Origin of the sequence: Nocardia neocaledoniensis (assembly GCF_003182135.1) — a bacterium.
Lineage (GTDB): Bacteria > Actinomycetota > Actinomycetes > Mycobacteriales > Mycobacteriaceae > Nocardia > Nocardia neocaledoniensis.
In genome coordinates this window covers 24,175-50,708 of sequence record NZ_QGTL01000022.1, presented here as the reverse complement: position 1 = coordinate 50,708, position 26,534 = coordinate 24,175, and the positions used below count along the sequence as shown (strand labels likewise).

The 26,534-nt window shown below is 66.4% G+C and carries 18 protein-coding genes and 1 pseudogene; 2 read left to right on the top strand and 17 right to left on the bottom strand.

The window, feature by feature from the left end:
• A pseudogene (locus tag DFR69_RS33405) lies at nucleotides 1–242 on the bottom strand (ABC transporter substrate-binding protein); the annotation flags it as partial.
• A 207-nt stretch (nucleotides 243–449) separates the two neighbouring features.
• On the opposite strand from DFR69_RS33405, the gene DFR69_RS35825 reads away from it, so the two are divergent.
• Nucleotides 450–824 carry a DUF1707 SHOCT-like domain-containing protein gene (locus tag DFR69_RS35825; RefSeq protein ID WP_110041698.1) on the top strand — a complete coding sequence of 125 codons (375 nt, stop codon included), beginning with the start codon at nucleotides 450–452 and terminating at the stop codon, nucleotides 822–824.
• Nucleotides 825–829: 5 nt separating this feature from the next.
• Here the strand turns inward: DFR69_RS35825 and DFR69_RS33395 are convergent, their stop codons facing one another.
• Nucleotides 830–3,100 (bottom strand): serine/threonine-protein kinase, encoded by a 2,271-nt coding sequence (locus DFR69_RS33395; RefSeq protein ID WP_261774470.1) that lies wholly within the window; start codon nucleotides 3,098–3,100, stop codon nucleotides 830–832.
• A 261-nt stretch (nucleotides 3,101–3,361) separates the two neighbouring features.
• On the bottom strand, nucleotides 3,362–4,888 hold the full coding sequence (locus DFR69_RS33390; RefSeq protein WP_110041696.1) for an amino acid permease: 1,527 nt from the start codon (nucleotides 4,886–4,888) through the stop codon (nucleotides 3,362–3,364).
• 109 nt (nucleotides 4,889–4,997) lie between these two features.
• Between DFR69_RS33390 and DFR69_RS33385 the strand changes: the two genes are divergently transcribed.
• On the top strand, nucleotides 4,998–6,053 hold the full coding sequence (locus DFR69_RS33385; protein ID WP_110041695.1) for an SPFH domain-containing protein: 1,056 nt from the start codon (nucleotides 4,998–5,000) through the stop codon (nucleotides 6,051–6,053).
• A gap of 33 nt (nucleotides 6,054–6,086) precedes the next feature.
• Here DFR69_RS33385 and DFR69_RS33380 read toward each other — a convergent pair whose 3' ends face one another.
• The 14 genes from DFR69_RS33380 to eccCa form a co-directional block, all read right to left on the bottom strand.
• Nucleotides 6,087–11,000 carry an NAD-glutamate dehydrogenase gene (locus tag DFR69_RS33380; RefSeq protein ID WP_110041694.1) on the bottom strand — a complete coding sequence of 1,638 codons (4,914 nt, stop codon included), beginning with the start codon at nucleotides 10,998–11,000 and terminating at the stop codon, nucleotides 6,087–6,089.
• Nucleotides 11,001–11,053: 53 nt separating this feature from the next.
• Complete coding sequence (locus DFR69_RS33375) at nucleotides 11,054–11,710, bottom strand: zinc ribbon domain-containing protein (RefSeq protein WP_110041693.1); 657 nt, start codon at nucleotides 11,708–11,710, stop codon at nucleotides 11,054–11,056.
• 4 nt (nucleotides 11,711–11,714) lie between these two features.
• Nucleotides 11,715–12,707 (bottom strand): discoidin domain-containing protein, encoded by a 993-nt coding sequence (locus tag DFR69_RS34275; protein WP_146229496.1) that lies wholly within the window; start codon nucleotides 12,705–12,707, stop codon nucleotides 11,715–11,717.
• Nucleotides 12,708–12,778: 71 nt separating this feature from the next.
• A complete protein-coding gene (locus tag DFR69_RS33365; protein ID WP_110041691.1) occupies nucleotides 12,779–13,120 on the bottom strand; it encodes a helix-turn-helix domain-containing protein in 342 nt (113 codons plus the stop codon).
• A 62-nt stretch (nucleotides 13,121–13,182) separates the two neighbouring features.
• Nucleotides 13,183–14,838 (bottom strand): type VII secretion protein EccE, encoded by a 1,656-nt coding sequence (gene eccE / locus DFR69_RS33360; RefSeq protein ID WP_110041690.1) that lies wholly within the window; start codon nucleotides 14,836–14,838, stop codon nucleotides 13,183–13,185.
• Nucleotides 14,835–16,187, bottom strand: a complete 1,353-nt coding sequence (mycP, locus tag DFR69_RS33355) for a type VII secretion-associated serine protease mycosin (protein WP_110041689.1) — start codon at nucleotides 16,185–16,187, stop codon at nucleotides 14,835–14,837. Before mycP ends, eccE begins: the two co-directional genes overlap by 4 nt.
• The gene (gene eccD, locus DFR69_RS33350) at nucleotides 16,187–17,692 is read right to left on the bottom strand and encodes a type VII secretion integral membrane protein EccD (protein ID WP_244198592.1); all 1,506 of its coding nucleotides are present in this window, start codon (nucleotides 17,690–17,692) and stop codon (nucleotides 16,187–16,189) included. The genes mycP and eccD overlap by 1 nt, the downstream gene beginning before the upstream one ends.
• Nucleotides 17,689–18,735, bottom strand: coding sequence for a MinD/ParA family ATP-binding protein (locus tag DFR69_RS33345; RefSeq protein ID WP_244198591.1), 1,047 nt, complete (start codon nucleotides 18,733–18,735; stop codon nucleotides 17,689–17,691). The genes eccD and DFR69_RS33345 overlap by 4 nt, the downstream gene beginning before the upstream one ends.
• Nucleotides 18,736–19,176: 441 nt before the next feature.
• Nucleotides 19,177–19,992, bottom strand: a complete 816-nt coding sequence (locus DFR69_RS33340; RefSeq protein WP_244198590.1) for an ESX secretion-associated protein EspG — start codon at nucleotides 19,990–19,992, stop codon at nucleotides 19,177–19,179.
• Between the two features lie 87 nt (nucleotides 19,993–20,079).
• On the bottom strand, nucleotides 20,080–20,376 hold the full coding sequence (locus tag DFR69_RS33335; protein ID WP_110041685.1) for a WXG100 family type VII secretion target: 297 nt from the start codon (nucleotides 20,374–20,376) through the stop codon (nucleotides 20,080–20,082).
• 49 nt (nucleotides 20,377–20,425) lie between these two features.
• Nucleotides 20,426–20,800, bottom strand: a complete 375-nt coding sequence (locus DFR69_RS33330; RefSeq protein ID WP_146229494.1) for a hypothetical protein — start codon at nucleotides 20,798–20,800, stop codon at nucleotides 20,426–20,428.
• 77 nt (nucleotides 20,801–20,877) lie between these two features.
• Complete coding sequence (locus DFR69_RS33325; RefSeq protein WP_110041683.1) at nucleotides 20,878–22,116, bottom strand: PPE domain-containing protein; 1,239 nt, start codon at nucleotides 22,114–22,116, stop codon at nucleotides 20,878–20,880.
• Nucleotides 22,117–22,148: 32 nt separating this feature from the next.
• The gene (locus DFR69_RS33320; RefSeq protein ID WP_110041682.1) at nucleotides 22,149–22,475 is read right to left on the bottom strand and encodes a hypothetical protein; all 327 of its coding nucleotides are present in this window, start codon (nucleotides 22,473–22,475) and stop codon (nucleotides 22,149–22,151) included.
• 102 nt (nucleotides 22,476–22,577) lie between these two features.
• Entirely contained in the window at nucleotides 22,578–26,519 is a 3,942-nt protein-coding gene (gene eccCa / locus DFR69_RS33315; protein WP_244198588.1) for a type VII secretion protein EccCa, read from the bottom strand.
• Nucleotides 26,520–26,534: the final 15 nt, after the last annotated feature.

Here is a 26,534-nt window from a genome sequence, read left to right as displayed (position 1 = left end):
CCGAGCAGGGTGGTCGAGTCGAGTTCGGCGGTGTCGAGCACGACCACGCGCTGGGGCGCCTTCGGGATGGTCACCTGGCCCATCACGGTGTCGAGCGTGCGCGGGAAGCTCGCCGAGTCGGCGGCGGAATTGGCCGATTCGGCCGGGGCGGAATCGGTTCCGCAGCCGACGAGCGCGGTGAGCGCGATCAGGGCGCCGGCGGCGGCGCCGATGCCGCGGCTACGGAGTCGTGACAGGGACATGGGATTTCACTTTCTTGTCGGGGAGAAAGGGGTCAGTCTCAGGCGCGTACGGCACGGGCGGTCCGACCCAACTGAATACCGCCTTTGCGGGGGGTCGGGAATCACTTCTCGCCTGACGTCGTGCACAGATAGGCGCCCCGTCTGGAGCTTCCCGCCTGTGAGAGTGGTCCCGATCGCGCGGGGCGATCGCCTAATACCGTCGCCACCATGACTCTTGAACCGGGCCGGCGGCCGAGCGACACCGACCGCCTGCGAGCCATGACCGAGCTGACCGAGCACCTCGGCTCCGGACGACTGGGGCCAACAGAATTCGAGTGCCGGTGCGCGGCAGTGGCTGCCGCGACCGATCGTGTGCAGCTCGCCGAATTATTCGCGGATTTGCCTCGCGCCACTCCCCCGGCTCCACAGCCGCTACCGCGCCGGACTGGCTTGCGCCGTGCCGCGGTCCTCGTGGCGACGACAGCGGCAGCGATGGTCGTTGCTGTCACCGGGAACTGGGTATGGCTCATCCCCCTTGTCGGTGTCGTCGCGGTGGTGTTGACACGGATCTGCGAGTCCGGGCATCGACCGCCTGCCCGGTAATCCCGCTAGAACAAGGTTCGTGGCCGAACATAGTTTGCGAGGTCGATCAGGCGATAACGATGTTGCCGAGTCGGCGCGGCGCGGGCCAGCGAGCGGAGGCTCGCTTCCAATCCCACCTGGAGTCCCCGTTCTGTTGCGGGATATCCCAGCAACTCCGCGTTTCCCGCCGCCGGGCATCCACCGGCGCGCACCCACTCGAGCGCCGCGCCGACGATCACGACCCGCATCTGCAGGGCGCGCGGATCATCGGGCACCGCCCTGAGCCTGCGTCCGGCCTCCTCGAGATCGGCTTCGGTGATCTCGGCGACAGGCCGTGACACAAGCAGCAGACAACCCGTCATATGGGCGATGGAGTGGTGCCGGGAGGCGACCGGCACCTCGTCCAGCACCGAGACGGCCTCCAGCGCCTTGCCGTTCGCCGCGAGCTGCCTGGCCAACCCGAACGCTGCACTGACGACGCCATGGTTCGTTCGCCACACCGTGCCGTAGCACTCGGTCGCCAATTGTCGCCATCGCACCGTATCGGATTCACCGCCACCCGGCTCTGCCAGCGCGAATTCCGCGGTGGCCGCAAGCGCCATCAGCGGTGCGAGTTCGCCGGGGAGCATTCCGTGCACGAGATCGAAGTTCTCGTGTGCCTCGCCCCATCGACCGTCCAGCAACCCGGCGACCGCCGAATACCAGCTCACCCGCCAGTCCGCTACGAAACGGTGCCGAAGGTCGGTAAGCCTGTCGCGGGCCGCCGCGACATCCCCGAGATCGAGGTAAGCGCGCACCGCCGTCAAGGTGCCCTCCAACTCGAAGGTCGCCGGCTCCGCGACAGCTCCGGCGATGATCCGATCGGCGGCGCGGCGCAACTCGTCGAGCGCGTGCGACGCTTCGATGTGCGCGAGGGAGGCCAGCAGCTCCGCGCTCGGGTCGCCGACACTGATCAGCGGCACCGGCAGGGACGCGACCACGTTCGATGCGCGAAAGGCCAGCTGCCGGTGCTCCCCATCGACGATGCCGTCAGTGCGACCGATCAGCTCCTCGATGCCGAACGGGCCGCGCATCGCACCGAATTCGACTGAGGCGTGTGGATGTTCGTCCCCGCTGGCTATCGACAAGGTCATCCGCAGCACACCGGCTAGCTGGGAGTGCATCGAGTAGGCGGAGGGAAACCGCCGGGCCGGGTCTGGATCGGTCGCGCGCCGCAACACGCGGTACAGGGCGGGGTGTTCCTGCAGTTCCGGAATATCGTCGAGGTCGGGCAGTTCGCCCGGATTCCCGCCGACCCGGGGCAGCATGACCAAGTCGGCCAAGGTACGGCCGACCGTGAAGATGTCCGATGCCACCGACGGACCCGTTTCGGTGATCTCCGGCGCCTGGAAACCAGGAGTGCCGTAAATGCCGCCGAACGAGTCCATCGCGGCCACGGCACCGAGATCGATGAGCTTCACCTCGTCCTCGCTGACCATGATGTTGTCGGGTTTGAGGTCGTTGTAGGCGAGCCCGAAAGAGTGGAGATAGTCGAGCGCGGGGAGAATCTCCATGACGTAGGCGATCGCGTCAGGGATCGGAAGTCGGTGCGGGGCAAGGTCGTCGAGCATCTTCTTCAACGATCGTCCGGCCACGTACTCCATCACGATGTAGCCGTCCTGCACGTCACCCACGGATCGGCGCTTCACGAAGTTGTAGATCTTGACGATTCCCGGGAACGCCACTTCCGACAGAAATTGCCGCTCGGCGAGGGCGACGACATGGGCTTCGAAGTCCAATGGGTTCCGCAGCCCCTTGAGGACCACCCACCGATCACTCACGTTCCGGTCGATCGCGAGGTAGAGCCAGCCGAGGCCGCCGCGGGCCAGACACCCCTGGACCTCGTACTGGTCGGCGACGATCTCTCCGGCCTCGAGGGCGGGCCGGAAGTTGAACGGCGACTGGCATCGTTCGCATCGACCGACCACCGATCCCGGTCCGTTCGCGGTGCCCCGCCCGACCGGGAGGTGACACTTCCAGCAGAACCGCTTGCGCTCCGGCACTTCCGGGTTGTCCAGGACCACGCTTCGTGGATCGACCGGTGTCACGGCAGGCATCGCCACGAGGCCGTCACAGATTCTTCGCCCGCTGGGGCGGGAACGGCCCGAGCGCGCGGTCGCCGGACCCGATTCGAACTCCCCCAACAGACTCGACCCGAGGGTGAAATCGAGAGCGGATCGCCAAGACTCCGCGGACCCCGGATCCGTCGACCCGGCAACGTCTGCCCCGGATGTCGAGCGCTCAACGGGACCACCCATCGGCGCAGCCGCTCCGTGCCGACTCGCCCACGGGTGCGACGCTCGCCAGGTGATGTCGACGCTGCGCCTGCGCGCGAAGGCCCATGGATGGGCGAACGGACGGTCGGGCGCGGCAGGATGCTCGGACATGCGAACCTTTCAGAACTTCCGCTCAGTTCGAGCGCAATTCTGATCGCCGAGTGACTCTTCACCCGTTCTCCCTTCCCTGCGGTGGGAACAGCCCCCGCCCCGATCGCGTCGTCGGGGACGAGGGCTGTCGATTCACTCGTCTCGCGGGCGCGACTCGTCGATGACCTGAACCGCACGGCGTGGACGTTCCGCGATGACGGGGAACTGTCCCGTGATCCCGGAGCGCGTCTCGGCGATCCGCAACACCTTGGACCGCACCAGAAACCAACCACCGGTGAAAGCGGGTACGACCACCAGCACCGCGGCGATCACCGCGCCACGCTGGACGGGATCGTCACTGCACGCCATCACGACAACGACGCCGACGAGGAACAGCAACGTCGCGATGCCGGTGTACGGCGATCCGATCAACTGGAAGTCCGGACGACGCGTCAGCCCCTTTCGCGACATGTCCCACAGCTTCAGCTGGCACAACACGATGGCCGCCCATGTGCTCAGCGTCCCCAGCGCCGACAGGTTCAGCACGATTTCGAACGCCTGCTCGGGAACGACGGCATTGAGACCGACACCGATGAGCGCGATGGCCCCCGTCGCCAGAATCCCGATGTAGGGCACACCGCGGCTCGACATTCGCGAAGCGATCCCCGGCGCGCTGCCGTTCATCGCCATAGAACGCAATACCCGACCGGTCGAGTACAAACCGGCATTCAGGCTGGAAAAGGCAGCCGTCATCACGACCATATTCACCACGGATCCAGCGCCGTCGATACCGATCCGCGAGAAGAACGTCACGAAGGGACTCTCACCGGCACGGAATACCGTGTACGGCAGCAGCAACGCCAGCAGCACGAGCGATCCGACATAGAACAGCGCGATCCGCGCGATGATCGAATTGATCGCCCGCGGCATGATCTTTTCTGGATTCTCGGTCTCACCGGCTGCTGTGCCGACGAGTTCCACGCCCGAGTAGGCGAAAACGACACCCGTGGTGACCAGGATCAACGGCAGCATACCTGTCGGGAAGAGGCCACCGCTGTCGGTGATCACGCTGGGACCGGTCGAGGCGCCGTCGATGTCGTAGCGGGCGGCGAGAAACACCGTTCCGATGATCAGGAAGCCGACCAGCGTCACCACTTTGATGAGCGCCGCCCAGAATTCCAGCTCACCGAACCACCGGACCGAGATCATGTTCACGGCGAGCACCAGAAGCAATGCAATCAAGGCGATCACCCACTGCGGTACCACCTCGAAGGCTCCCCAATAGTGGGCATAGGCCGCAATGGCGGTGATGTCTACGATGCCGGTCATACACCAGTGGAAGAAATACATCCAACCGACGGCGAACGCCAGCTTCTCGCCATAGAACTCCCGCGCGTAGGAAACGAACGACCCCGAGGACGGACGATGCAGGACCAGTTCGCCGAGCGCCCGCAACACGAAGAACACGAAGACGCCGCAGATTCCGTAGACCAAGAACAGTCCCGGTCCCGCATGGGCGAGCCGCCCGCCGGCGCCGAGGAACAATCCGGTCCCGATGGCTCCGCCGATGGCGATCATCTGGATCTGTCGCGGACGCAACGACTTGTGGTAGCCCGCATCTTCCTCGAACGACGCACTCTTCGGCGCGTCCGGCCCCGCGGCGGGGCGAGTTGATGTCATGAGGTGGCCTTTCACGTGACGCCAATCATATCACTGTCCAATGTACCGTTAGATAGTGGCACGTTCAATAGGTCAGATCGTTGTGAATCGATCGGAGGTGCGCAGCAGCGTGAAGTGGCTCGAACGCGAGTTCATCGCGGTCCCCGACAGCAACAAGCACGAGCTCGTCTACAAGTGGCCGGATCTCAACATTCGGAAGTACTCGCGGGTCATCGTGAACGCCGACCAAACGGCGCTCTTCGTCAAGTCCGGGCAGGTCCTCACCGAGCTCGGCCCCGGCCGCCACCGGATAGACACCGATGAGCTCCCGGTGCTCGGCGCAGTCATCGACCGTCTGTCCGGCGGCAACTTCTACCGCGCGGAGCTGTATTTCGTATCCTCACGGGAGTTTCCGGGCGTGCGGTTCGGCGGGCGACTGGCCGATGTCGCCGATCCGGTAACCCACCAGGTCGTCAGCCTGCGAGTGTTCGGCGAGTTCGCACTGACCGTCCGCGATCCGACGGCCCTGCTGACGGTCCTGGCCGGCACCGCGGACCTCTCCGACCCGGAACTGTTACAGCGGTGGTCGTCGGAGCAACTCGTCAAAGCGATGAAGATCGCGGTCACCCGTCGAGTGGCGAACGGCGACTGGCCGATCGTCGGACTGTCGGCGCACCTGCTGGAGATCGAAGCGGCCGTCATCCGGCAGTCCAACATCGCACTCTTCGACTACGGCCTGCAGGTATCGCGGATGGGCAACTTCGACATCTCGCTCGATCCCGCCGATGCCGCCAGGGTCAAGCGGCTGGCCAAGGACATCAGATACATCCAGTTGACGGGCGATTTCGAACGCTACGCCGCGGGCGAGCTCGCGCTCGGCGCGAGTGCGGGACTCGCTGGCGGCGGACAGACCGGCCCGAGCGATCTTCTGGGCACCGCGCTCGGGCTCAACGCCATGAACGGGACCGCAGCGTCGGGAGCCAGCCGCGATCGGCCGAGAGGCAGACCTTCCTCGGCCTGCCCGGCGTGCGGCGCCGCCACACCCGCAGACGCTGGATTCTGCGGCTGCTGCGGTGCGGCGGCCGCGGTGCAGCACCGTCGTGAGTGCGCTCGTTGCGGTGTCGCGGCGCCTCCCTCGTCCAACTTCTGCGCCGAGTGTGGCGCCCGCCTGGTGGCCGGTGACTGACCTTTGTTCAGTCGCCGGCCACCGCAGATCGGATCACTCAGCGGTTGCAGGTGCCGGGCCTGCCCCGGAATCACTGCCTCGCACCATGCTTCGCACCTGACGCGCCGCGACGGACAGCGTCGCCAAGTTGAGCTGTCCGTAGTCGAAGATCTCGCGCATGGTCGATGTCACCCGGTGCAGTCGCGACCGGTTGATCGACTGCCAGAACAGGATCTTCTCGGCCACGGTGTCCTCGGGCTCCGTGGCCGTCAGCACGTCCAGTGTCAGCATTCTGAGTGAATCGTGGAGATCGTCGCGGACCGCGAGGCGGGCGAGCGTTCGCCAACGGTCTCCGCGTTCGAGATCTCCGACTGCGGCCACGAGACGGTCGATCTCGAAGTGGTCGTTCATCGCGGCATACAGGCTCGCTGCTTCGGCCGGATCGCGGTCGGCGATATCGGCCACGTCGATCACGTCGAGCAAGGGACACAGCCGAACGAGTTCGGACACTTCGCGTTCGAGGTCCTCGGGCGCCCCGGGTACCAGTGGGCGGGCGGGCAACTCCGGCCGACCGTCTGTCCCGGCACCGGAAGCGAAGGTAGCCAGCGCAGCCACCTTGTCCCGATAGCGGGTGATCTCCGAGCCCACCGCGATCGGCTGCGGACGATTCGTCAACAACCACCGGGCCGCGCGGTCCAACGTACGATTCAGCTCGAGCTCGAGCGCGTCCCGCGCCGAGGTGGGCATCGCGGCCGCACGGATTCGGCGGCGCACCTGACGCAGGTCGAGGATCTCCACCGCGGCGGCGAATGCACGGACCGCGTCCTCGGTGCTCGCCCCCGATTCCTCGCCCAGCTGAAACGCGAAGGTGATGCCACCGTCGTCGACCATCTCGTTGACGAGTACTGTCGCGATGATCTCGCGACGCAGGGGATGTTTGCGGATCGCTGCCATGTACGACCGCCGCAGCGGCTCAGGGAAGTACTCCGGCAGCACCGCGGCGAACGCGGGACTGTCAGGAAGGTCGCCGGCGAGCAGGTCGGCCTTGAGTGCGAGCTTGACGTGCGCCATCAGCGTCGCCAGTTCAGGCGAGCTCAACCCGGTGCCTGCCTCGGCCCGCTGCGCGAGTTCCGTATCGGTGGGCAGGCCCTCTATGTCCCGGTCGAGGCCCCGGTACTGCTCGAGGCTGGTCAGCAGCCTCCGGTGTACGCCGACCATGTCACCGGCCGTGGACCGGGACAACCCCAGCTGCACGTTCTGCGCGATGTTGTCGGCCAACACCAGGTCGCCCACTTCCGTGGTCATCGATGCCAGCAGTGGGTTGCGGTCTTGCGGCGCCAGATCGCCGGTCGAGATCGCCATATCGAGCAACACCTTGATGTTCACTTCGTGATCCGAGCAGTCGACCCCGGCCGAGTTGTCCAGGGCGTCGGTGTTGATCCGGCCGCCGTTCCGGCTGTACTCGATTCGTCCGCGGGCCGTGGCACCGAGGTTGCCTCCCTCGCCGATCACCTTGGCACGCAAGCACTTCGCGTCGATCCGCACGGCGTCGTTCGCTTTGTCGCCGGCGGCGGCATCCGATTCGTCACTCGCCTTGATATAGGTGCCGATTCCCCCGTTCCAGAGCAGATCAACCGGAGCCGTCAGGATCGCACGGATCAGCTCAGCGGGCGCCATCGACTCGGCCTCGGATTCGATGCCGAGCGCGGCCCGGATCTGTGGACTCACCACCACCGACTTGGCCGACCGATCGAACACGCCGCCACCGGCGCTGATCACCGATCGGTCGTAGTCGGCCCACGACGAGCGTGGCAGTCCGAAGACCCGGAGCCGTTCCTGGAACGACCTGGCGGCATCGGGCTCGGGATCCAGGAAGATGTGCCGGTGGTCGAACGCGGCCACGAGCCTGATGTGTTCGGACAGCAGCATGCCGTTTCCGAAGACGTCGCCACTCATGTCCCCGATTCCGGCGACGGTGAAGTCTTCGGTCTGTACGTCGACGTCCATCTCCCGGAAGTGACGCTTCACGCTTTCCCACGCTCCGCGGGCCGTAATTCCCATCTGCTTGTGGTCGTATCCGGCCGAGCCGCCCGACGCAAACGCGTCGCCCAACCAGAAGTCGTAGTCTGCCGCGACCTCGTTGGCGATGTCGGAGAACGTGGCGGTCCCCTTGTCAGCGGCCACCACCAGGTAGGTGTCATCGCCGTCTCTGCGGACCACTCGTGCCGGCGGCACCACCGCGCCGGTGCCGCGATCGATGTTGTCGGTGATGTCGAGCATTCCCGCGATGAACGCCCGGTAGCACCGGATGCTTTCGGCCGACAGCGCTGCCCGGTCCGCTCCCGCGTCACCGGTCGCAACCGGAGGCCGTTTCACCACGAAGCCGCCTTTGGCGCCGACTGGAACAATGACCGAGTTCTTGACCGCCTGCGCTTTCACCAGCCCCAGGATCTCGGTCCGGTAGTCTTCCTGCCGGTCCGACCAGCGCAGGCCCCCGCGAGCGACTGAACCGAAACGCAGATGTACGCCCTCTACCCACGGCGCATACACGAAGATCTCGAAATGCGGCCTCGGCCAAGGGAGTTCGTCGATTCGTCGGGGTTCGAGTTTCAGCGACAGGCAGGACGGGGCCCCACCCGCGTTGTGGCGCCGGAAGTAGTTCGTCCGGACTGTCGCCGTGATCAGGGTCAAAAACGCACGCAGAATCCGGTCAGTCTCCAAACTGAGGACCTCGTCGATGTCGGATTGCAAGCGCTCGACGATGCTCGTCGCTGCCGCATCGGATTTGGGGCGCGCCCTGTCTGGATCGAAATAGGCGGTGAACAGTTCGACGCAGGACTTGGCGGCTGCGGGGTTCGCGAGCAGCACGCGGGCGATGGTCTTGGAAGTGTAGGCGAATCCTCCCTGCTTCAAATACTTCGCGTAGGCACGCAAGATCGTCACTTGGCGCCAGTCGAGGCCCGCGCGCACCACGAGCTCGTTCAACGGATCCACGTCACACCGTCCGAACCACATCGCCTCGAACGCCTCGGGAAAGCGACGACGCAACCCGGCCTCCGGCGCCGCGCCGGTGCCGTCGTCGATCAAGCCAGCGTCCAGATCCGGGTCGAGTGCCGCCTGTAGCACCGACCCGGGCACGTGCAGCCGGAACTCGAACAGCCATCGGGTCACGCCATCCCCGCGGCGGATTCGGTAGGGACGCTCATCCAGGACCTCGACTCCGAGGCTGTGCAGGACCGGAAGAACCCGACTCAGGGATGTGCTCGCATCGGTGACGAACAAACTCAAGCGCCACTCCCCGATCGGGGAGTCCGGGCGCCGGAACAGATTTACATCGATGGAGCCGTCTCGCAACCGCTCGAGCCTGCGGAGATCGGCGAGCGCACGCGCCGGCGAGTGGTCCTGCTGGTACCCCGCTGGGAAGGCATCGATGTAAGCCTTCACCACTGAAGAGGTGATGTCGGAAGCGTCCGCCGCGGCAAGCAATTGATCGATCCAGCTCACCGTCGCCGCGAACAGCAGATCCTGGATTCGCTCGCGGCGCAGCTCGGAGACATCGACCGGCCCGGACGTGGACCCTCGATGGACAGTGAAATAGAGCACCGCGAGCTCGGATTCGCTCGCCCTCGAGGAGTACGACACGCGGTCAGCCTGGAACTCGCCGCGAAGGATGTCGCTCATCCGTTGCCTGGCCTCGGAGGAGTACCTGTCACGCGGCATGTACACGAGACAGTAGACAGCCCCGGACCGCTCATCGTGCCGCAGGAACAGCCGGATCTGGCGTCGCAGACCCAGATTCATCACATCGGACACGGTGTCGTAGAGCCGACGAGCATCGGTGGAGAACAGTTCTACGCGCGGGAAGGACTGCATCATCTCGAGCATCGCCTGCCCGGAGTACGAATCGAGTTCGACTCCCGACCATTCGATGACCTGCAGCGCTCGCCGCGAGATGACAGGGATGTCGAGGATGTCCTCGTGCAGGCCGGTCACGGTGAACGTGCCGACGAAGACGTGCTCGCCTTTGACCAGTGCGACGGTGTCGTTGCCGATGACCGCGTCGGATCGGTCGCCCGGCGCGGCGTCGGCGACGCTGATGAAGTAGAGGTCGCGCGCACCGGGCAGCACCGCGTCGAGCGATCCACTGCCCATCCGCAACGTCGGCCGCTTCGCGCCGAAGACCGGGACCGTGAGCTCCGCGGCGCGCGCGTTGGCCAGCACGCCCAGCCCCGTGTCCGGGAGTTGCCATACCTCCGCGCCCGCTTCGTCATCGACGGTGCGATGAGCCTGGTAATAGCCGTATCCGAGGAGGGTGAAGTGCCCGTCGGTGAGCCAATGGAGCAGTCGTGCGCACTCCCCCGATTCCTGGTCACCGAGACGGCGGTCCGCCTGGGCGAGCTTGTCGCCGACGGTGTGCATCCTTTCGATGATCTTGTGGGTGTCGTCAGCGACACGGCTCAGGTCGGCGAGCAATCGCGAGAGAGTCGACGAGATGGTTTCCGCGAGATCGTCTCCGACCTCCGCGGCGAGCTGCACGTGCATCCACGACTCGCGTACCGTGTTGCCGGACGCGGCCACCGCGTTGCCGCCACGCAGCGACGTCGACGATCGCAGCCGCCCCGTCTCGTCACGGTCGACGTCGAACACCGGATGGACCAGTTCGCCGACGGCCACGCCGAGGTGACGTAGTGCGGCGGAGACGGAGTTGACCAGCAATGGCATGTCGTCGATGACGATCTGGACCGCCGTGCCCAGTCCGCACCCGTCGGCCGGACGATATACCCGGATGAGCGATGCCCCGGGCGCACGGACCGTCGCGAGCGCGCGGTGGTTGCGGAAGATCCTTTGAGCCCGATCCGCGGTCGCCGCGGCACCCGGCCGCAGCCAGCGGAAGTAGGCGGCTTCCGGATCGCCCGGGTCGCCGTGGGGCCGCCGCGAGGGTGATGTGGGGTGCTGATTGAGTACCACTGGTTTCCTATCGACTGTGAGAGCTGTCGCTCCCTCTCGGACGCAACACCCGGTCAGTTCACGAGCCCGGACCGAGCGAGAAATGTCTTCGCGGCCCTGTGGTTCGCGAAGGTTCCTGTCTCGATCTGCAGCCCGGAAGTTGTGTTGCGATACAGCACGTCGCCCGAAGCTCCGATGGCGAGGAACTCGCGCGGGCCGTCACGCAGCACGGTTCCGCCCGAGCGCCGCCAGCGTTGGACAGTGTCCGCGCCACGCGTCGAGTCGGCGCGGTCCGCGTAAAACGTCAGCGCGCGGCCACCGGCCAGCCCGCCGAACAACAAGGCGTGATCCGCCTCGATGGTGCATTTCTGGATCGGCGTCGCATCCGTGAGCGGCCGGCAGACCGCGGCCGACCGCAGCGGCTCCGGCAGCGCGGAGTAGACGGAGTGGTCTTCGCTCGACTGCGGAAAGAACGAGCAGGAACGCACTCCGAGAAACGCCAGGCCGATCGAAACAGCCACCGCGGCAAGACGGATCAGCCAACGGACCACCCCGATCGCACGCTCACCCGGGGCCATCACCTCCGCCACCGCGGTCTCCGCGGCCCGCGCCAGACCCGAGCCGGCCGGGCCGCCGCTCGATTCCGGTGTCAGCGGCGCACCGCAATGTTCGCAGCGCCGTCTGTCCGCCGGATTCGGGTGTCCGCAGTATCGGCACACCAGTTCGGACACGCCGTTACCGCCCCCGGATCGTGATCGCGGAGATCGCCGTGGTGTTCAACGACGAGTCCCCCTTCGACTCGAGGACGGTGAGCACGATCTTGGACGCGCGGATCGGCGGCGTGAACTTGGTGACGACCAGCGTGCGCTGGTCCATCGTCTGCTGGGTGTACAGCGAGGTGTCGGCGTCGTCGAACTGATAGGAAACGCGGCTCACGGTGCGATACTTCGACCATTGGTCCTCGCCGTCCGGACTCACGCTGTCCCATCCAGGGACGATGCCGATGGAGTCGATCTCGCGGACTGTGCCGAGGTCGATGGACAACACTTGTCCGTCGACCTTGAACGCGCGGACACAGGACCACGCCTTGCCTGATTCCCCAGCGAAGGCATCCATTCCCGAGGTGCTGCCGGGTGGGCATTTCGACTGTGCCGACTTCACCTCGATCTCCGATGCCACGGCCGTAGTGCTCGTCGATGTCGTTGTGGCGGCCGCGGGAGGGGAGATGACCAGCAGGTGGTCATTGGACGCATCGTCCGGTTCCTCGCCCCCCATGAACATCACCAGCATGAGCATCACGATCACCACGGCACCGACTGTCATCGCCACGCGTGGTCGGCGCAGGGCCGCGACCGCCCGCTGTCCGATCGATGATGGCGAGTTGCGCGCGGGCCGTTGCGGCTGCGGTTCCTCACTGGGAGCGGCGGGCGCGGATTCCCGCCGGGGATCGACGACGTGTTCGCCTTCCGGGAATCGCACGGCGGATTGCCTGTCCGGAGCTTGTTCGTCTTCTCCGTTGAGCAGCGCGAGAATTCGCGCGCTGGCGCGGGGTGTGCCGGTGCCTGCCGCAGGCGCCGCCGACGGGTTGAGCGCGGATGGGACCGACCTAGCTTCGGTCCCATCCGGCCCGCTGGCCGAGTCCGGGATGTCCAATTCCGGATCGGACAGCAATGCCTCGAGAACCACCCCTCGCTGATGAAGAAATATATCCGGTGGGTCCTCGGGCATGTCCGAATACTACCGAGTGAACAGGTACCACCCGCTCTCGCATTCCCAGCAGTGGGAACATCTGGTCGGCCTCAACGCCCTTCCGGTTCCGTCACGAAGAACTCGGGAGGCACCTCGAAAACCCGCGCCAACGCAATCACCAGATCGAGTCTGGGAATCGAATCGCCGTGGATCAGGCGGTAGAGACCTGATTGTGAAATGGGGACGTCCGGATACGTCATCTCCAGGTGCTGCGCGAGTGAATACAACGTCAATGACCTGGTCGCACCATCCGCGGTCGAGACCATCGACTCCGATATCAGTTCGGATAGTCGCCGCGAGAAGATCGCTGCCGCCGCTTGCCTGGGCGTGAGCGCATGCACGCTTTCTGGCGCGGCGGCGGCAGCGTGCTCGGATTGTGAGTCCTTTTCCACACCACGACCTTACCGATATCGGGAATAGGAGAACTGCGCACAGGACGGCGAGCCACCGAATATCAGTGCGCCTGCCCGTTGCTCGATTCCAGGTACCGTGTTTCTCCCCGTGGCTCGATGAGATCCACGCGGACCGTCCGCATCGGAATCGCGACATCCACGGCGGTCGCGCTCACCTGATCGATGGTGATGTCCGCCGTTCGGCGACGAGCCCCTCCGGGCTCCTCGATCGTCACCGTGGTGGGCGCGTCAACGGTTGTCGGTGCCATTTGGTCGAACACCGCGATGGTCGGGGCGCAGCGGACCTCCGACCCGGATGTCGTGCCGATCTGCCCGTCGTCGACCAGGCGAATCGAACGTGCGTCGGCCACCGCGTCGATCAGTCGCCGCCAGCTGTCCGGTCGGGAGGTGTGCACCTCGACATCCGCACCGACCACCATGGCCCGGAGCACGATCTGCTGAGCGATGGGTAGCGCGGCCCTGACATCGATCGAGCGGTGCCGCGTGTTGAAGTGCGCGGGGTCGAACAGGACCATGGCGAGGCTGTGCTGCGGCTGACCGTTGATCGCGCCGAGGATCTGCCCGGTCGGGCCGATGGCCACCGTGAGATCCACAGGCGCACCGCGCGCGACGCCACCGTTCGCCGGCTCGCCGTCGGCGAGTTTCGCCACAGAGGTCGCTGTCGGCAGTGAGGCCAGCAGGGCCTCGAACTGGCGGCCGGTCAGTGCGCGCAGGAAGTCCGGCTGCGCCTTGCCGATCGCGGGTCCGACGAACCGGACGAGAGCATGGGTTCGATCGCTCGCGCCGGACAGGCTGACAACCAAGGTTGTTCGGCCAGGACTCATCGACCAGCATTCATCGAGGTCACCGTCGGTGAAACGATCCCAGTCGATCAGAAAACTGGTCATTGTCCGACCAGCGACCGAGGACTCGATGGTGTGCCAGGTCTCCTGCAGATCGTCCAGCTCGACGCCCGCGTGGAGGTGTCTGATGGCCTCACGCAACGCTGTGGCCGGCAACGGATGGGCAGTGATCCCCGCCTCACGCAGCCTGCGCGCGATCCGGTGCGCTGCCGAGGCCAATGCCCGCGGGCCCGCCTCGGCGACGGGACCTCGCCGCTTCAGCGCCGCGAGATTGCGCGCCGTGTCGAGCCGTATCACCAACCAGGTCAAGCGTTCTCCGACGGCGGGGGTGGATCCGATCAGCTGGTCGTAGAGCATGCTGTACGTGCCCGCCGGACGTACCCGCCGCCCCGTCGCGACGATGTCGACGTCGACACCGATCCCGAAATGGTCGAGCAGCGGTCGCAGAGTGGACAACGAAACGGCGTCTTCGGTGTAGAGGCCTCCGCTCGATACCACCGTGGGGAGATCGAGGTTCGGGGAAAGCTGGACCATCGAGACCAGCACGGTGCCGTCCTCGCGCACCCCACACACACCTGCGGCGACCTCCACGTCCTCGATCGAGGCCGCCGCGGCCAGTTCGCGCGCTCTGTGTGTCCGCCCGCACCGGTAGGCGATCCGGTCGATCAGCCACCGAACACCGGTGCGACGTCCCACCTGCACCGTCACCGCGACAGTCGCGACCACGGCAGCGGCCACTATCCCCCACAACGGCATCCGGCCGAGCAACGCGACAACGACCACGCTGCCGACGATCACGAGCAGCGCGAACGGCACCCGCTCGGTCGTGGCGATCCGAATCCTCGGATGGATCACCGCCGCGTCCTCACCATCGCGCGTGCACCGATGCCCGCCGCGCCGAGGAGGACCGCGACCCCCATCACCACGGAGGCAACGACTCCCGGTAGCGGGTCTCGACGCTTCGGCGCAGCGGGCATGACGAATCTCGACGCCTGGTAGGTGCCAGCCGCGGGCTCGGGTGGTGAACGGTAGGCAAGGGCCCCGAGGGGATCGATCAGACCGGCACCGACCGCGTTGTCGACACCCCGTGCCGACGCGTGCGCTGTCAGCCGCAGTCGGGCGATGATCTGGCCCGACGTCTCGTGCGGGAATCGCGAACGAAGCAGCGCGGCGACCCCGGCCACGTATGCCGCGGCAAACGAGGCCCCACCGACCGGTACGAGGTTTCCGGGCGCGCCGACACCGTTCACCAGGCCGGAGTCGCCCGGACCGAGCGATTCGATACCTACGCCGGGCGCGGCCACCGAAACCCAAGGACCCCGAAGGGAGTTGTCAGCGGGGGACCCCGTCGCGCCCGTGTACCCGACTGTCAATACCGCCGAGTGATACCAGCCCGGAGTCGAGATGGTGCGCACAGCACGCCAATTCCGGGGATCGCGCGGCGCGGCCGGGTCGATGTCCGGGTTTTGCTCGCACCCGCTGCCCGCCTGTCCGGCTCCGGCTACGACGAGTGAGCCGCGGACATGGACCGCGTATCCGAGCGCGTCGGCTACCGCGGATTGGTCGGGCTGCTGGCCGGCGGGCAGGCAGATCGGGATCGACACCACGATCACTCCGGCACCGAGATTCGCGGCATGGGTGATCGCTCTGGCCAGCGTACGGATTTCGATGGCGGTCTGCTCGGCGGGGTCGCGTGGCGGACGCTCGGCGGAGAAGGCGCCCGAACGAAGCCTGATCGAGATGATCTCCGCATCCGGCGCCACTCCGACGAAGGGGTCTTGCGGATCGGGAGCCGCAGCGATGATTCCCGCGATGAGGGTGCCGTGTGCGTCGCAGTCGGAGAGTCCGTCGCCACCGGCCGTCACGAAGTCGCCGCCGCCGACAACGTTGGGCAGCCGCCGGTTCGGCTCCACACCCGTGTCGATCACCGCGACCTTGACTCCAGCTCCCCGGCTCAGTTCCCGTGCCCGACCGAGCCCGAGCGCCAGGTCAGCGGGCGGGGTCCTGGTCATGTCGGAGTGCGGGAGCACTCCCGCGGCCAGACATCCCTTGTCCTGCTTCATCGGTGTCTCCGGCCCCGGGGGCAGGTCGGCCGGCACCACGCCGACGACCACCTCGGGCGGATCCACTGCGGCGGCCGGCGCGGTGGCGAGCAGTCCCGTCGCCAGAATCAATATCACCGCCACGAAAACGCCGATTCGCATCAGATCTCCCGCATCGCGGTGTAAACGTCCATGATCCAGAAGGCGATGACCGGCACCGACAGGATCAACAGGTACTCGATGAGGTCGATCACGCGACGGGTCACCGGCGACAGCCGACGGTCGGGCAGTCTGCTGCAGCCGGCCCACCCTGCGCATCCCGCCGCGGCGATCGCGGCCATGATTGCCACGTCCGCCATCGGGCTCCGGTAGGCCGAGAGCAAGACGAACCCGACCCCGACCGCGATCACGGCGGCGGACAGCACAAGCGAGGTGGCCTGTACCCGGTCGGGGAACCACCGCGACCGCATGGCCAGGATGCCTGCGGTCGCCGTGGCGACGACGATCTCGCGGATTCCACCGGGGCTCACGCTGTTGGTCAGCACGGCGCCGGCCACGAGCACCGCGCATGCGGCGACGATAAGCCCGCGCAGACTGGCCACCGCCACTCTCGCTTTGTTTTCGATGCCGCGCGCTGTGTTTCGGTCGGGTTGGTCATGTGCCGAATCACCGGCCGCGGCCGCCTCTGCATCGAAGATGTCGGTCAGGGTGGCTGAGGAGACGTCGTTGCCGGGGTCGGGCAGGTCCGGCGGCCGGATCCTGGCGATCACCACCGCGATCCGAGGAGCACCGGTCAGCAACAAGAGACCGGCGAACAACAGGAAGCCGGAGGCTTGGCGCACCGTCACGTCGAAATACATCAGCGGCAATGCGGTCACCGCGGTCAACGCTCCGACGACCCCGACCGCGATCATCGACCCGGTCCCGAGCCCGGTGGAACGAAGGAAGGTGACGGCACCGACCGCAGCCACCAGAGCACCCGCCGCGACCTGCGCCGCCGCGAACTTCGGTGATTGGTCCGCGGCGGGGACCAGGAGTGCGGCGCCCGCGAAGAGCAGCGGGACACAGGACAGCCCTAGCGCCAGACTCGTGCGGCCGGAAACCTGAAACCTCCGCCCGACGACCCCTGCGATCAGACACCCGATACCGAGCACGAGACTCGGAATTCCACACCACCACGGCGACTCGGCCTCGGTCCACCACATGATCGACATGGCCGCCACCGTCGACGCAGCCGTGCCCAGCAGAGCAAGGCCGACGACTGACGCGGTGTGGGAATCGAATTCGGCGAACTCACGTTCGTTGATCAGCGCAAGTGCGTCTGTGATGTCCTCGACCACCGGCGTGAAGGTCTCCGACGACTCGGCGACCGTCAGCATCAGCACCGTGCCGTCGACGATATCGTGGTCACCCAGAGTGTTCCATCGTGGGATCGGTCCGCTCCCGGGTCGAGCCAAGCTCCACTGGCCCCGTGGCGGACGCAGGTCGATGTCCTGGTCTTCGATCGCGGCAGCGAGCACCACGAGGAGGTCGTCGATGAACGTCTCGATGGTGAACTTCGTCGGTACCACGACATCGACCTGGAAGGTGGACACGAGGACGGCGATGCGCACAGTGGCGACGTCAGCCCCGGGCGCCACCGTGGAGTTGGTGAGTCCGGAGGTCATCGCCATCCTCCCGCCGCTGCGGTCCGGTCGACGACCCCGGGCCCGCCGAAATCGTCCGCGAGCATCGCAGCGAGTTCTTCGAAGGCCAGGGCCGTTTCCTTCTCGAGTAGACGCAGGTCGATCTCACCACCCTCCGCGAGGTGCGCGTCGAAGGGCAGCACACAGGTGGGGCGCTGCGCGGTGGTGAACAAATCCTCGATCGCCGCGACATCGACAGTCGGTTTCGCCGGCTGCAGGTGCACGATCCCGACGATCGACTTGGCGACCAGATGCTGAAACCCGTGTGTCGCCATCCAATTCAGGGTCGCGACCGCTCCGGTGACCCCACCGACGGTCGCGGGCGTGACGACCACCACCGCGTCGCTCGAATGGAGCACGGCATGGGCGGCACTGTCGAGCACTCCGGTGCCGCAGTCGACGATGAGCAAATTGAAATGCCGTCGCAGGATCGTCGCGGCCGCGGTGTATTCCGCCCCGGACAGGGCCGACGTCGCCTCCGTCGTCCAGGGTGAGGCGAGCACGGCGAGGTCGGCGGAGTTGATCGCCATGTAGCTGAGCACCGAGGAAAACGCCTCGGCCTCGGAGGCCGCCGCGAGGTCGCGCAGCGTCAGTCCGTAGGGGTGGCGCCGCGCGCGGGTCGCCATGTCGCCGAAGTCAGGGTTCGCGTCGACCGCCACCACGCGATCGGGACGCAGGTCCGCGAAGGTCGAGCCCAACGTCGTCGCGGTCGTCGTGCGACCGACGCCTCCTTTCACGCTCACCACCGCGATCTGGTAGGCAGAGGTGAGCTGACGACGAATCCGGCTGAGCCGCTCCTCTGTTCGCTGTTCGGCCGGCGACAGCCCGAAGTGGAATCCAACCTTGTTGAGCGCCCCGCGAACGCCGCTTCGCGCCTGCAGCTGTGCCCGTTTCGTCGCTCCGATCTCGGCGAGCAGGTCGGCCGAAGAAAGCGCCGCAGGCAAGACCTCGATCCGGGGAACGGAGACGTCGGGCGATCGCTCTGCCGTCTGTGGAATCTGCCGTCGTTCGATCGCGCGGGCCACCGGTTCGCCGTGGGACCGAGGTGGTTCGTGAGCCCAGGTGCCCACCTGCGCGGAGGGAACGGCCGCGTGCGCGCCTACCGGTGCGGCGTGGTGGGTCTGTGATGGATTGCGGGCCCCTGAGCCGTGACCGTCGGCGGTTGCTCCCGTTGTGACCGTGGGCGGAGCCACGGTCACAACACCGTTCCCGGTGTTGTCGGCTGCGACGGACGGCGCGGCGTGATGCGGTCGGTGAGTGCTCGATCTGTTCTCCTCGCCGACCGCCCGGTGCTCCACAGCGACCGTGGGAGCCGGCGTAGGTGCCGTGACGGGGCTTCCCGTGTCAGCTGTGGACGCCTCGAAGAACGCGTCGTAGCCGCCGCGCGAACGCGTGGATGCGGCGTTGTCGCTTTCGGCACTCGTGTGATCCATCCTCTGTCACCTCTCGACGAGACGGCCTGGCGTTCACTCCGCCCGGCTCGTTGCGAACCAACTGCGACCAGGCAGCAGTTCGATCAATGCGGAGATTCCGGCACGCAGGGCAGCCGGGTCCCCGGGTGAGTACGTGGACCAGATCTCGCCGTCCATCGCGGCCCGCGGTGTGACCACCATCCGGCCGGACAGCGTGTCCAGCACGCTGAGGCACACCTCGGTTTCGACCGAGCCTCCATCATGGTGTTCGACGATCAATATCTCCGCCCGCCGCACGACCTCGTCGAGCACCCGACTCAACACACCCGCGGTGTGCGGGACAGCGCCGGCGGAAAGCAGCGCCTCTCGCCGCGAGGCCGGATCCGAAGGGACTGTGGCCAATTCCGCGAGCGGCATTCGCACGGGGTCGAACCGGAGCACCGGTGCCGGCCCCAAGGACGCGTTGAGCGCTTCGACGATGCCGTCGATGCCCGGCTCCGGCTGGAACACCGACTGGATGACGACCGCGTCGTCACAGCGGGCCGCCAGCACGTGGTGGGTTTCACTGCGAACCAACGACATCCGGAGCATTCCCGCGGGAGTCGCACCGAGCCCGGTGTCCAGCACTCGCACGACCATTTCGATATCCGGCCGGTGCAGGCACTCGAGCCACCGCACGATGACCGGGTGCACGCGGTCGCCGTCGGCGATGCCCGCTTCCGCGAGCGCCGGCCGGACGGCCGCGCGCACCCTCGCTCTGTCGTCGATGCGGTAGATGTTGGGCATCAAGGCCAGAACCGTTGGGTAGGAGTCGATTCCGGCCAGATCCTTCAACACCAGAGCGGCATCGACGGTGAGGTCCACCGCCACCGGTTCAGTCGTCATTCATGCCTCCGCCCCGCTCAGGGGTCGAGACGAGGCGGATCGCCATCTCCCTGGGCACGAGACCTTCAGAGTTCAGCCGATGCTCAAGAACCGATTTCCCTGGTTGACGTCGGTGTCGCGCATCAAGCCGTCGGTGCCGGCGGTGGTGGAGATCGCGGCCTTCAGCTGCTGGAGGGTGGCGTTGTACTGTGCCATATTGGCATCCAGCTTGGCCGTGATCTCGGTATATCCATCGGCGCCGGCGCCCGCGAAGTCCGCGAGAAGCTGCCGCTTCAGCGTATTGATGTTCTGGAGGTTCGTTTCCATTCCGCGCACGATGCTCTGCAGCTGCATGGTCTGGGTGTCGACCTCGCCGTAGTCATACCTCATGTCTTGTACTCCTTTCGAGTGATTTCACTGGGGTTGTGGGCGTGCTGGGTCACCACGAGGTGGTGTCGACCTTGCTAGTCGACACACCCGCAGCAGATCCCCCGTCGAATTGCCCGTCGGCGCCTGCCACCGAGTTGATGCGTGCACCTCCCTCGAGGTCTTGGGTATCGGCTTTGACGCCGAAATCGCCCAGCGCCGTGATGATCTCCTGCAGCGTTCCGCCGAGAGTCGTCCCCGCGCGGTGGGCATCACCGAGCTTCGTATTGATGGCAGCCCCGGTCCCCTGGCTCACAACAGCCGTCTGCAAGCCGCCCTGTACCCCGATGATCCCCCTCAGGTGGCCTTCGAGCTCGCTCAGGCATGACGCCGTGCTGTTGGCGCAGCCCTGCATCGCCTGCGGATCGCCGGTGAATGTGATACTCATGATGGTTCCTTCCTCCATGACTTCGATCGATCCCCGATGCGGGACATCGATGGTGTTGATGGGCGCGAGCCGAATACTCAGGCTGCGTCTTCCCGGTCAGCTGTTTCGTCGTACTCGATGACTCCGACAACCGGCGCAGGCTCGAGATCCGGAACCTCACCGAGGTGGTCCGGCGCGTACACCTTCGACGCGGCTTCATCTTCGCGATCACGACGACGTCTCATCTGCGCGCGCGGTGCGACAACTCCGCGCTGGGGCGCGGTGGCGGCCGGCACGGTGGCTGGTCCCGTCGGTACCACGCTCGAGGCGGCCGCCTGTGCGGGACTCCAAGTTCCAGGCATTCGGAAGCCGGTTGTCGCGCCGGGCATCGCCCGTAGCCCTCCAGTTGTCAAACCTATTGCGCCGAGGCCCAATGCTCCGAACCCCAGCCCGGCGTTGAGGGCTCCAAGCGTGGGTGAGTACGGCGAGGTTCCATAAAAGCCGTGCTCTGTCGGCATCGCCGACTCACCTTCCGCGGTCCCAGGCAGTGAATCCGACATGCTTTGCATCGCTCGTTCGACATCCGCCAGTCCGCTCTGCGCTTCCGACACGGTCGACGGTGCGACCTCGTGTGCGGCGCCGACCGCATCCGCTGCCGCGCTGGGGTCTGTTCCGGATGCGAGTGCGTTACTCATCGGCGCTGTCGCCGCGTCGACCCCTGCTGGTGGCGGAGCGCTGGGTGCCACTGAAGGGCTCACCGGGGCCGTCCCCTCTGCAGGGCCCGCGCCCAGCGCCCCCGACATGATTCTCGGCGCTGGGATCGGCGGAGTCAGCGTGCCTGTGGCGCTGATGGCCGCACCGGCGTACCGATACATCGTCGTCGCCGCTGCGGCCCACAGTGCGAGGTAGGCCGCCTCGTTCGCCGCGAGAGCCGGTGTGTTCTGTGCCGCGATGTTCGTTGCCGCCAGCGTCACCGATGTCGCCCGGTTGGCGAGAATGACCGGGAGTGGCGGCATCGTGGCAAATGCCGCCGCGCACGCCGCCGCCACTGCGGCTGTACCGGACGCCGCTTTGGCTGCGACGACGGACTGCTCGCGCAGCCAGCGCGCGTGGTTGCGGAATGCTCCCTGCGCCCTTTCGCCCGAAAATCCTTGCCACGCGGGCGCCATCGCACTCATGGAGCCGTCGGAACCGACTGCCGCAGCGGCCAGCGCCTCGGCGACCGCTGCGTAGGCCGCCGAGATCGCCATCGTCGGTGCCGGTCCCGGCCCAAGGGTGAGCCGAGCTGAGTTGACCTCCGGCGGTACCGCTCCGAAATCGAAAGGGATGCCAGACATTGCCCTGGGCCTTCTGTCCGATGCTCCGCGGCCTAGATCGCCCGGTTGCGGCCCACGCTGGCCACGGTGACCCCGGATTGCACATCAGTCGCCACGAACGCCGCGCTCGCGGGAGCAAGGGCCTGCGCACCCAGCATCAGCTGTCCGATGCCGTCAGTGGTGCCGGCGAAGAATGTGGAGTTGTAGGCAGTGAGAATGGTCGAGCAAAAGGTCTGAATCGGGTCCGCGGAGTTCATTGCGGCGAGATTGGGGACGACGGCACCGTTGGCCGAACCGGCCGTGGCGCTGAGTCCAGCATGCGTGGTACCCAATTGCGCACCGATGACGGGCAGTTGTTCGGGAGTGACATCGAGCATCATGGAAACTCCTCTGGTAGCGGGACATCCCCGCATCGGTCGTGATACGACTGAGGCTATTTCATTCCCAATGGTGGGAACGAAATCGGATGACGGTCGCAAAAGTCAGTCCGCCGGTATCCACGCGGATTGCACGAGGTCCTGCCGGGAGAGCAGGGGCTCCACCAGAATCCCGCGTCCAACTGGCTGTTTCGTGGCTTTTACATCGCCGACCAGGATCCCGTCCATTTTCGTACCATCCATGATCAGACCTGACGAGTTGAGATTCTTGATCTGCCCGAGCACCGAGTCGTACATCGCGCCATCCGCTTGCGCGATGTTGCGCGCGATGATGACATGCAGACCGGTGTCGCGGCCGTCGACGATCACTCCTTTGAGCGCATCGAGTGGGTTCGGGGCACCGCGCTGAGCCACCATGTGGTAGTCGTCGATGACGACAAATATCTCCGGTCCGTTCCACCATGACCGGTCTTTGAGCTGTCGGGCGGTCACATCGTCGGGCGCCCGTCGGCTCTGCAGCTTGCCGACGAACCCTGGAATCCCCTCGAGCACATCTCGTTCGCTGGTCAGATATCCGATCGACTGTTCCGGTGCAATGGCGTCCATGTGCCGGCGCCGATAGTCGACGAGCAGCACCCGGGCCTCCTCTGGAGTGAACTGCGCCCGGATCGACGCCAGCAATGCCGCGAGCACCGTCGACTTCCCGCAACCCGAGGAGCCGAGCACGATCAGGTGCGTGGTGACGCCGAAGTCGACCACCGCGGGTCCGAGGTCGGATTCGCGGACCCCGAAGGGCACTCGAAGTCGCTCGGCCAGCGTCGTCGGTGTCGGCCGACCAGCGCGCAGCTGGTCCAGGGTGATCCGGGTCGGCAGCAACCTGACCTCGGGTGCCCGCCGACCTGCGCAGGATGCGTTGATCTGTGTGATGGCCGCGGCGAGTCCTTCGGCGGCAGTTTCGCTGGCGCCGCTGCCGTCCACTCGCGGCAACGCCACCAGCATGTGCAGCCCCTCACCGGAAATGCATCGGCCCGGTCGATCACTCGGGACGGCGGCAACGACATGGCGATGGGCGCTGAAGGTCGTATCGGACAGATCGCCGAGCCGCATCTCCATTCTGCTCTGCACCATGTCCTTGATCGCCGGGCGCACCGCCACCCACCGGGAACTGCTCAACACGAGGTGAATGCCATAGTTGAGCCCTTGCACCGCAATGGATTCCATCACTGGCATGTACTCGTCGTAGTAGGGGCCGGTCACACTGAACCCGATGTCCCAGCCGTCGACCACAACGAACACGTCCCCATGCTCGTCGCCGTGCGCCACGAGCTCTGCCGCATCTCTGGGGACAGCACGCCTTCGCCGGAACTCCCGCATCGAGTCGATACCCAGCTCAGCGAACAATGCCTGCCGCCTCGCCAGCAAGCCGGTGAGCAGAGCGAACGTGCGGCGCAGGCGATCCACGTCGCGCGCCGAGGCCACCGAGCCGACGTGAGCGAGTGACCGTAGCCCGCTCAGCCCCCCCGAAAAGTCGAGGCAATAGAACTGGACCTGGTCCGGCGTGTGGGTGAGAGCAGCGGACAGCACCATCGTCTGCAGCGCGGTCGACTTTCCGGATTGCGGACCACCCACAACGGCGACGTGCCCACCTGCACCGGAGACATCGATCGACCACACGTCCTGGCGCTGCTGGCGTGGTGTGTCGACCAGCGCGACCGGCAGCCGCAGCGATCCTGGTGTCGCCGCTGACGCGAATTGGTCGAGGCTGGGCGAGACGTTCAGGGGCGGCAGCCACATTTTGTGGGCGGGCGTACCGTGTCCGGCCAGTTGCTGCAGCACAGTTTCCATCACCGGGACCGTGTCAACGGAATCGTCCGCGTCTGGGGCCACGGGTGTCGGCGCGGCCTCGGGCACGGGCCTGACATCGCGCACCCGCTCAGTCGTGAAACGCTGCGGAGCGCGGTAGGAACCGGACTGTCGTCGTGTCCGCGTCGAGCCCGCGGTGGCGAACACCGGTGGCCGATACGGCTCCCCCACATACGCCGCTTGAAAGCGTTGCAGATCGCCGGCGCCCACACGGAGGTAGCCGACTCCCGGCTTCTTCGGCAGGTGATAGGCATCGGCGGTACCTATGGCGTCGCGCGAATCACTGGTCTGGTTGGTACGCAGGGCGATCCGATAGGACAGATGTGCCTCGAGCTCCCCCATCCGGCTCGCCGGAACCTTCTGCGAGGACAGCAGCAGATGAATCCGCAACGAACGGCCGAGGCGACCGATCGCCACGAACAGCTTGCTGAAACTCGGGTGCTGTTCGAGGAGTTCGGCGAACTCGTCGAGGATGATCAGCAACGTCGGCAGGGGTGCCAGTGCCGCCCCCTGTTCGCGGGCCCGCTCGTAGTCCGCGACGTTCGCGAAGTTGCCCGCGTCGCGCAGGATCCGCTGGCGGCGTGCCATCTCGCCGTTGATGACATCCTCCATGCGGGTGACCAGATCAGCCTCCTCCTCCATGTTGGTGACGACGGCGGTCACATGGGAAAGCCGGTCGAACCCCAGGAAGGTCGCCCCGCCTTTGAAGTCGACGAGCAGCAGGTTCAGCAGGTCGGGCGGATGAGTGGCGACGGCCGAAAGAACAAGGGTGCGTAAAAATTCCGACTTGCCGGACCCAGTGGCGCCGACGCACATGCCGTGCGGGCCCATGCCCTCCTCTGCGGGTTCCTTGATGTCGAGGAACACCGGTCCGCCGGCCGGATCGTGGCCGAACGGAATACTCAGCCTGGCCCGATCACTGTCTCGCCGGGGTGGCCAGTGCCGGGCGACCACGATGTCGCCCGGATCGTCTATCCCGACCAGGCTTTCCCAGGTCGTCCCGCCGGTCGCTTGTTCGGCGGCGACGGCCTCGACGACCGTCGAGAGCCGGTACGGGGCGAGCGAGCGTGCCACGGCGACTATCGCCGCGACCGACATGTGGTCCGCGACCCCGACCCTGCGGGAACCTCTGGCCGTGAGTTCGTCGAGTCCGCGGTCCTGGTCCACGCTGAAGCGGAGCGCGCGCGGCATGCCCTGCCCGGCCGGACCCAGACGCAACCAGGTGCACCCGTCGATGCCCGAGATGTCCCGCGCGCCGACCGACCCGCCCGGTCCGACGATGAGGACGTAGTGCGCGCGATCCATACTCGGCTGCGAATTCGCCGAGAACGGACCACGATTGAGCGCGGCCAATGCTTTGGACCGTAGTTCTCCCACGGTGCGGTACACCATCCTGCTCGACCCGACCGCGTCGGTGTCACTCGGATGCTGGGTGTGGGGCAACCACTTCAGCCAACTCCACTCCGGGGCGTCGGGTTCGCCGAGGACGGCGGCGACCGCGACTTGGTCTGGTCCGTGCAGCACTGCGATCTCCGCGATCATGGCGCGCACGAGGCCCGCGACCGCGGCCTCGTCGCCGTCGATCCCAACTTGCGGTGTCGAGAGCAGATTGATCGCGACCGGCATTCCGCCGACGGTCGAATACGCCTTGGCGAATCTGGCCAGTTCCACGACGCCGACGGGATCCAGGTCAGAAGTCGGCGCTGCTTCCGGGACGATGACCCTCACCTGGTTCGCGATCCGGCCACGGCCCACGCGCACCCGCAGGAAGTTCGGTCCGGCGACCTGCACCTCCCACATGCGTTTGCCGCCGACGAGCCTGCCGATCTCGCTGGGGCCGGGGTGGGTGTAGCGGAGATAGTCGTGCAGCTCGGTCTCCGCTGTCCGCACGGTGTTTCGGTTGTCGGCGATACTGCGCAGGTAGTCCTTGCGTTCCTCGTTCAGCCCGGCGGCACCGCCGTTGCTGTTCCCGCTGAACGCGCCACCCATCATGCCGAACATCGACACCAGCATCATCAGCGGAAAGAACAGCGACATCGGCGACATGCCGCCGCCGCTGCGGAACATCATGACCATCATGCCGCCCATGGCGGCGACCATCACGACGGGCATGATCATCTTGAGCCGGGACGGAGGTACCGGTTTGGGCAGCTCGGTCGGTGGTTGCAGGCGCAACTCGGTCACCGCGGGAGCCTTGGG

What these genes read in the sequence shown, in the direction of transcription:
- DFR69_RS35825 (WP_110041698.1), top strand. Translation starts at nt 450, where the DNA reads ATGACTCTTGAACCGGGCCGGCGGCCGAGCGACACCGACCGCCTGCGA.
- DFR69_RS33395 (WP_261774470.1), bottom strand. Translation starts at nt 3,100, where the DNA reads ATGGGTGGTCCCGTTGAGCGCTCGACATCCGGGGCAGACGTTGCCGGG.
- DFR69_RS33390 (WP_110041696.1), bottom strand. Translation starts at nt 4,888, where the DNA reads ATGACATCAACTCGCCCCGCCGCGGGGCCGGACGCGCCGAAGAGTGCG.
- DFR69_RS34275 (WP_146229496.1), bottom strand. Translation starts at nt 12,707, where the DNA reads ATGCCCGAGGACCCACCGGATATATTTCTTCATCAGCGAGGGGTGGTT.
- mycP (WP_110041689.1), bottom strand. Translation starts at nt 16,187, where the DNA reads ATGCGAATCGGCGTTTTCGTGGCGGTGATATTGATTCTGGCGACGGGA.
- eccD (WP_244198592.1), bottom strand. Translation starts at nt 17,692, where the DNA reads ATGACCTCCGGACTCACCAACTCCACGGTGGCGCCCGGGGCTGACGTC.
- DFR69_RS33335 (WP_110041685.1), bottom strand. Translation starts at nt 20,376, where the DNA reads ATGAGGTATGACTACGGCGAGGTCGACACCCAGACCATGCAGCTGCAG.
- DFR69_RS33330 (WP_146229494.1), bottom strand. Translation starts at nt 20,800, where the DNA reads ATGAGTATCACATTCACCGGCGATCCGCAGGCGATGCAGGGCTGCGCC.
- DFR69_RS33325 (WP_110041683.1), bottom strand. Translation starts at nt 22,116, where the DNA reads ATGTCTGGCATCCCTTTCGATTTCGGAGCGGTACCGCCGGAGGTCAAC.
- DFR69_RS33320 (WP_110041682.1), bottom strand. Translation starts at nt 22,475, where the DNA reads ATGATGCTCGATGTCACTCCCGAACAACTGCCCGTCATCGGTGCGCAA.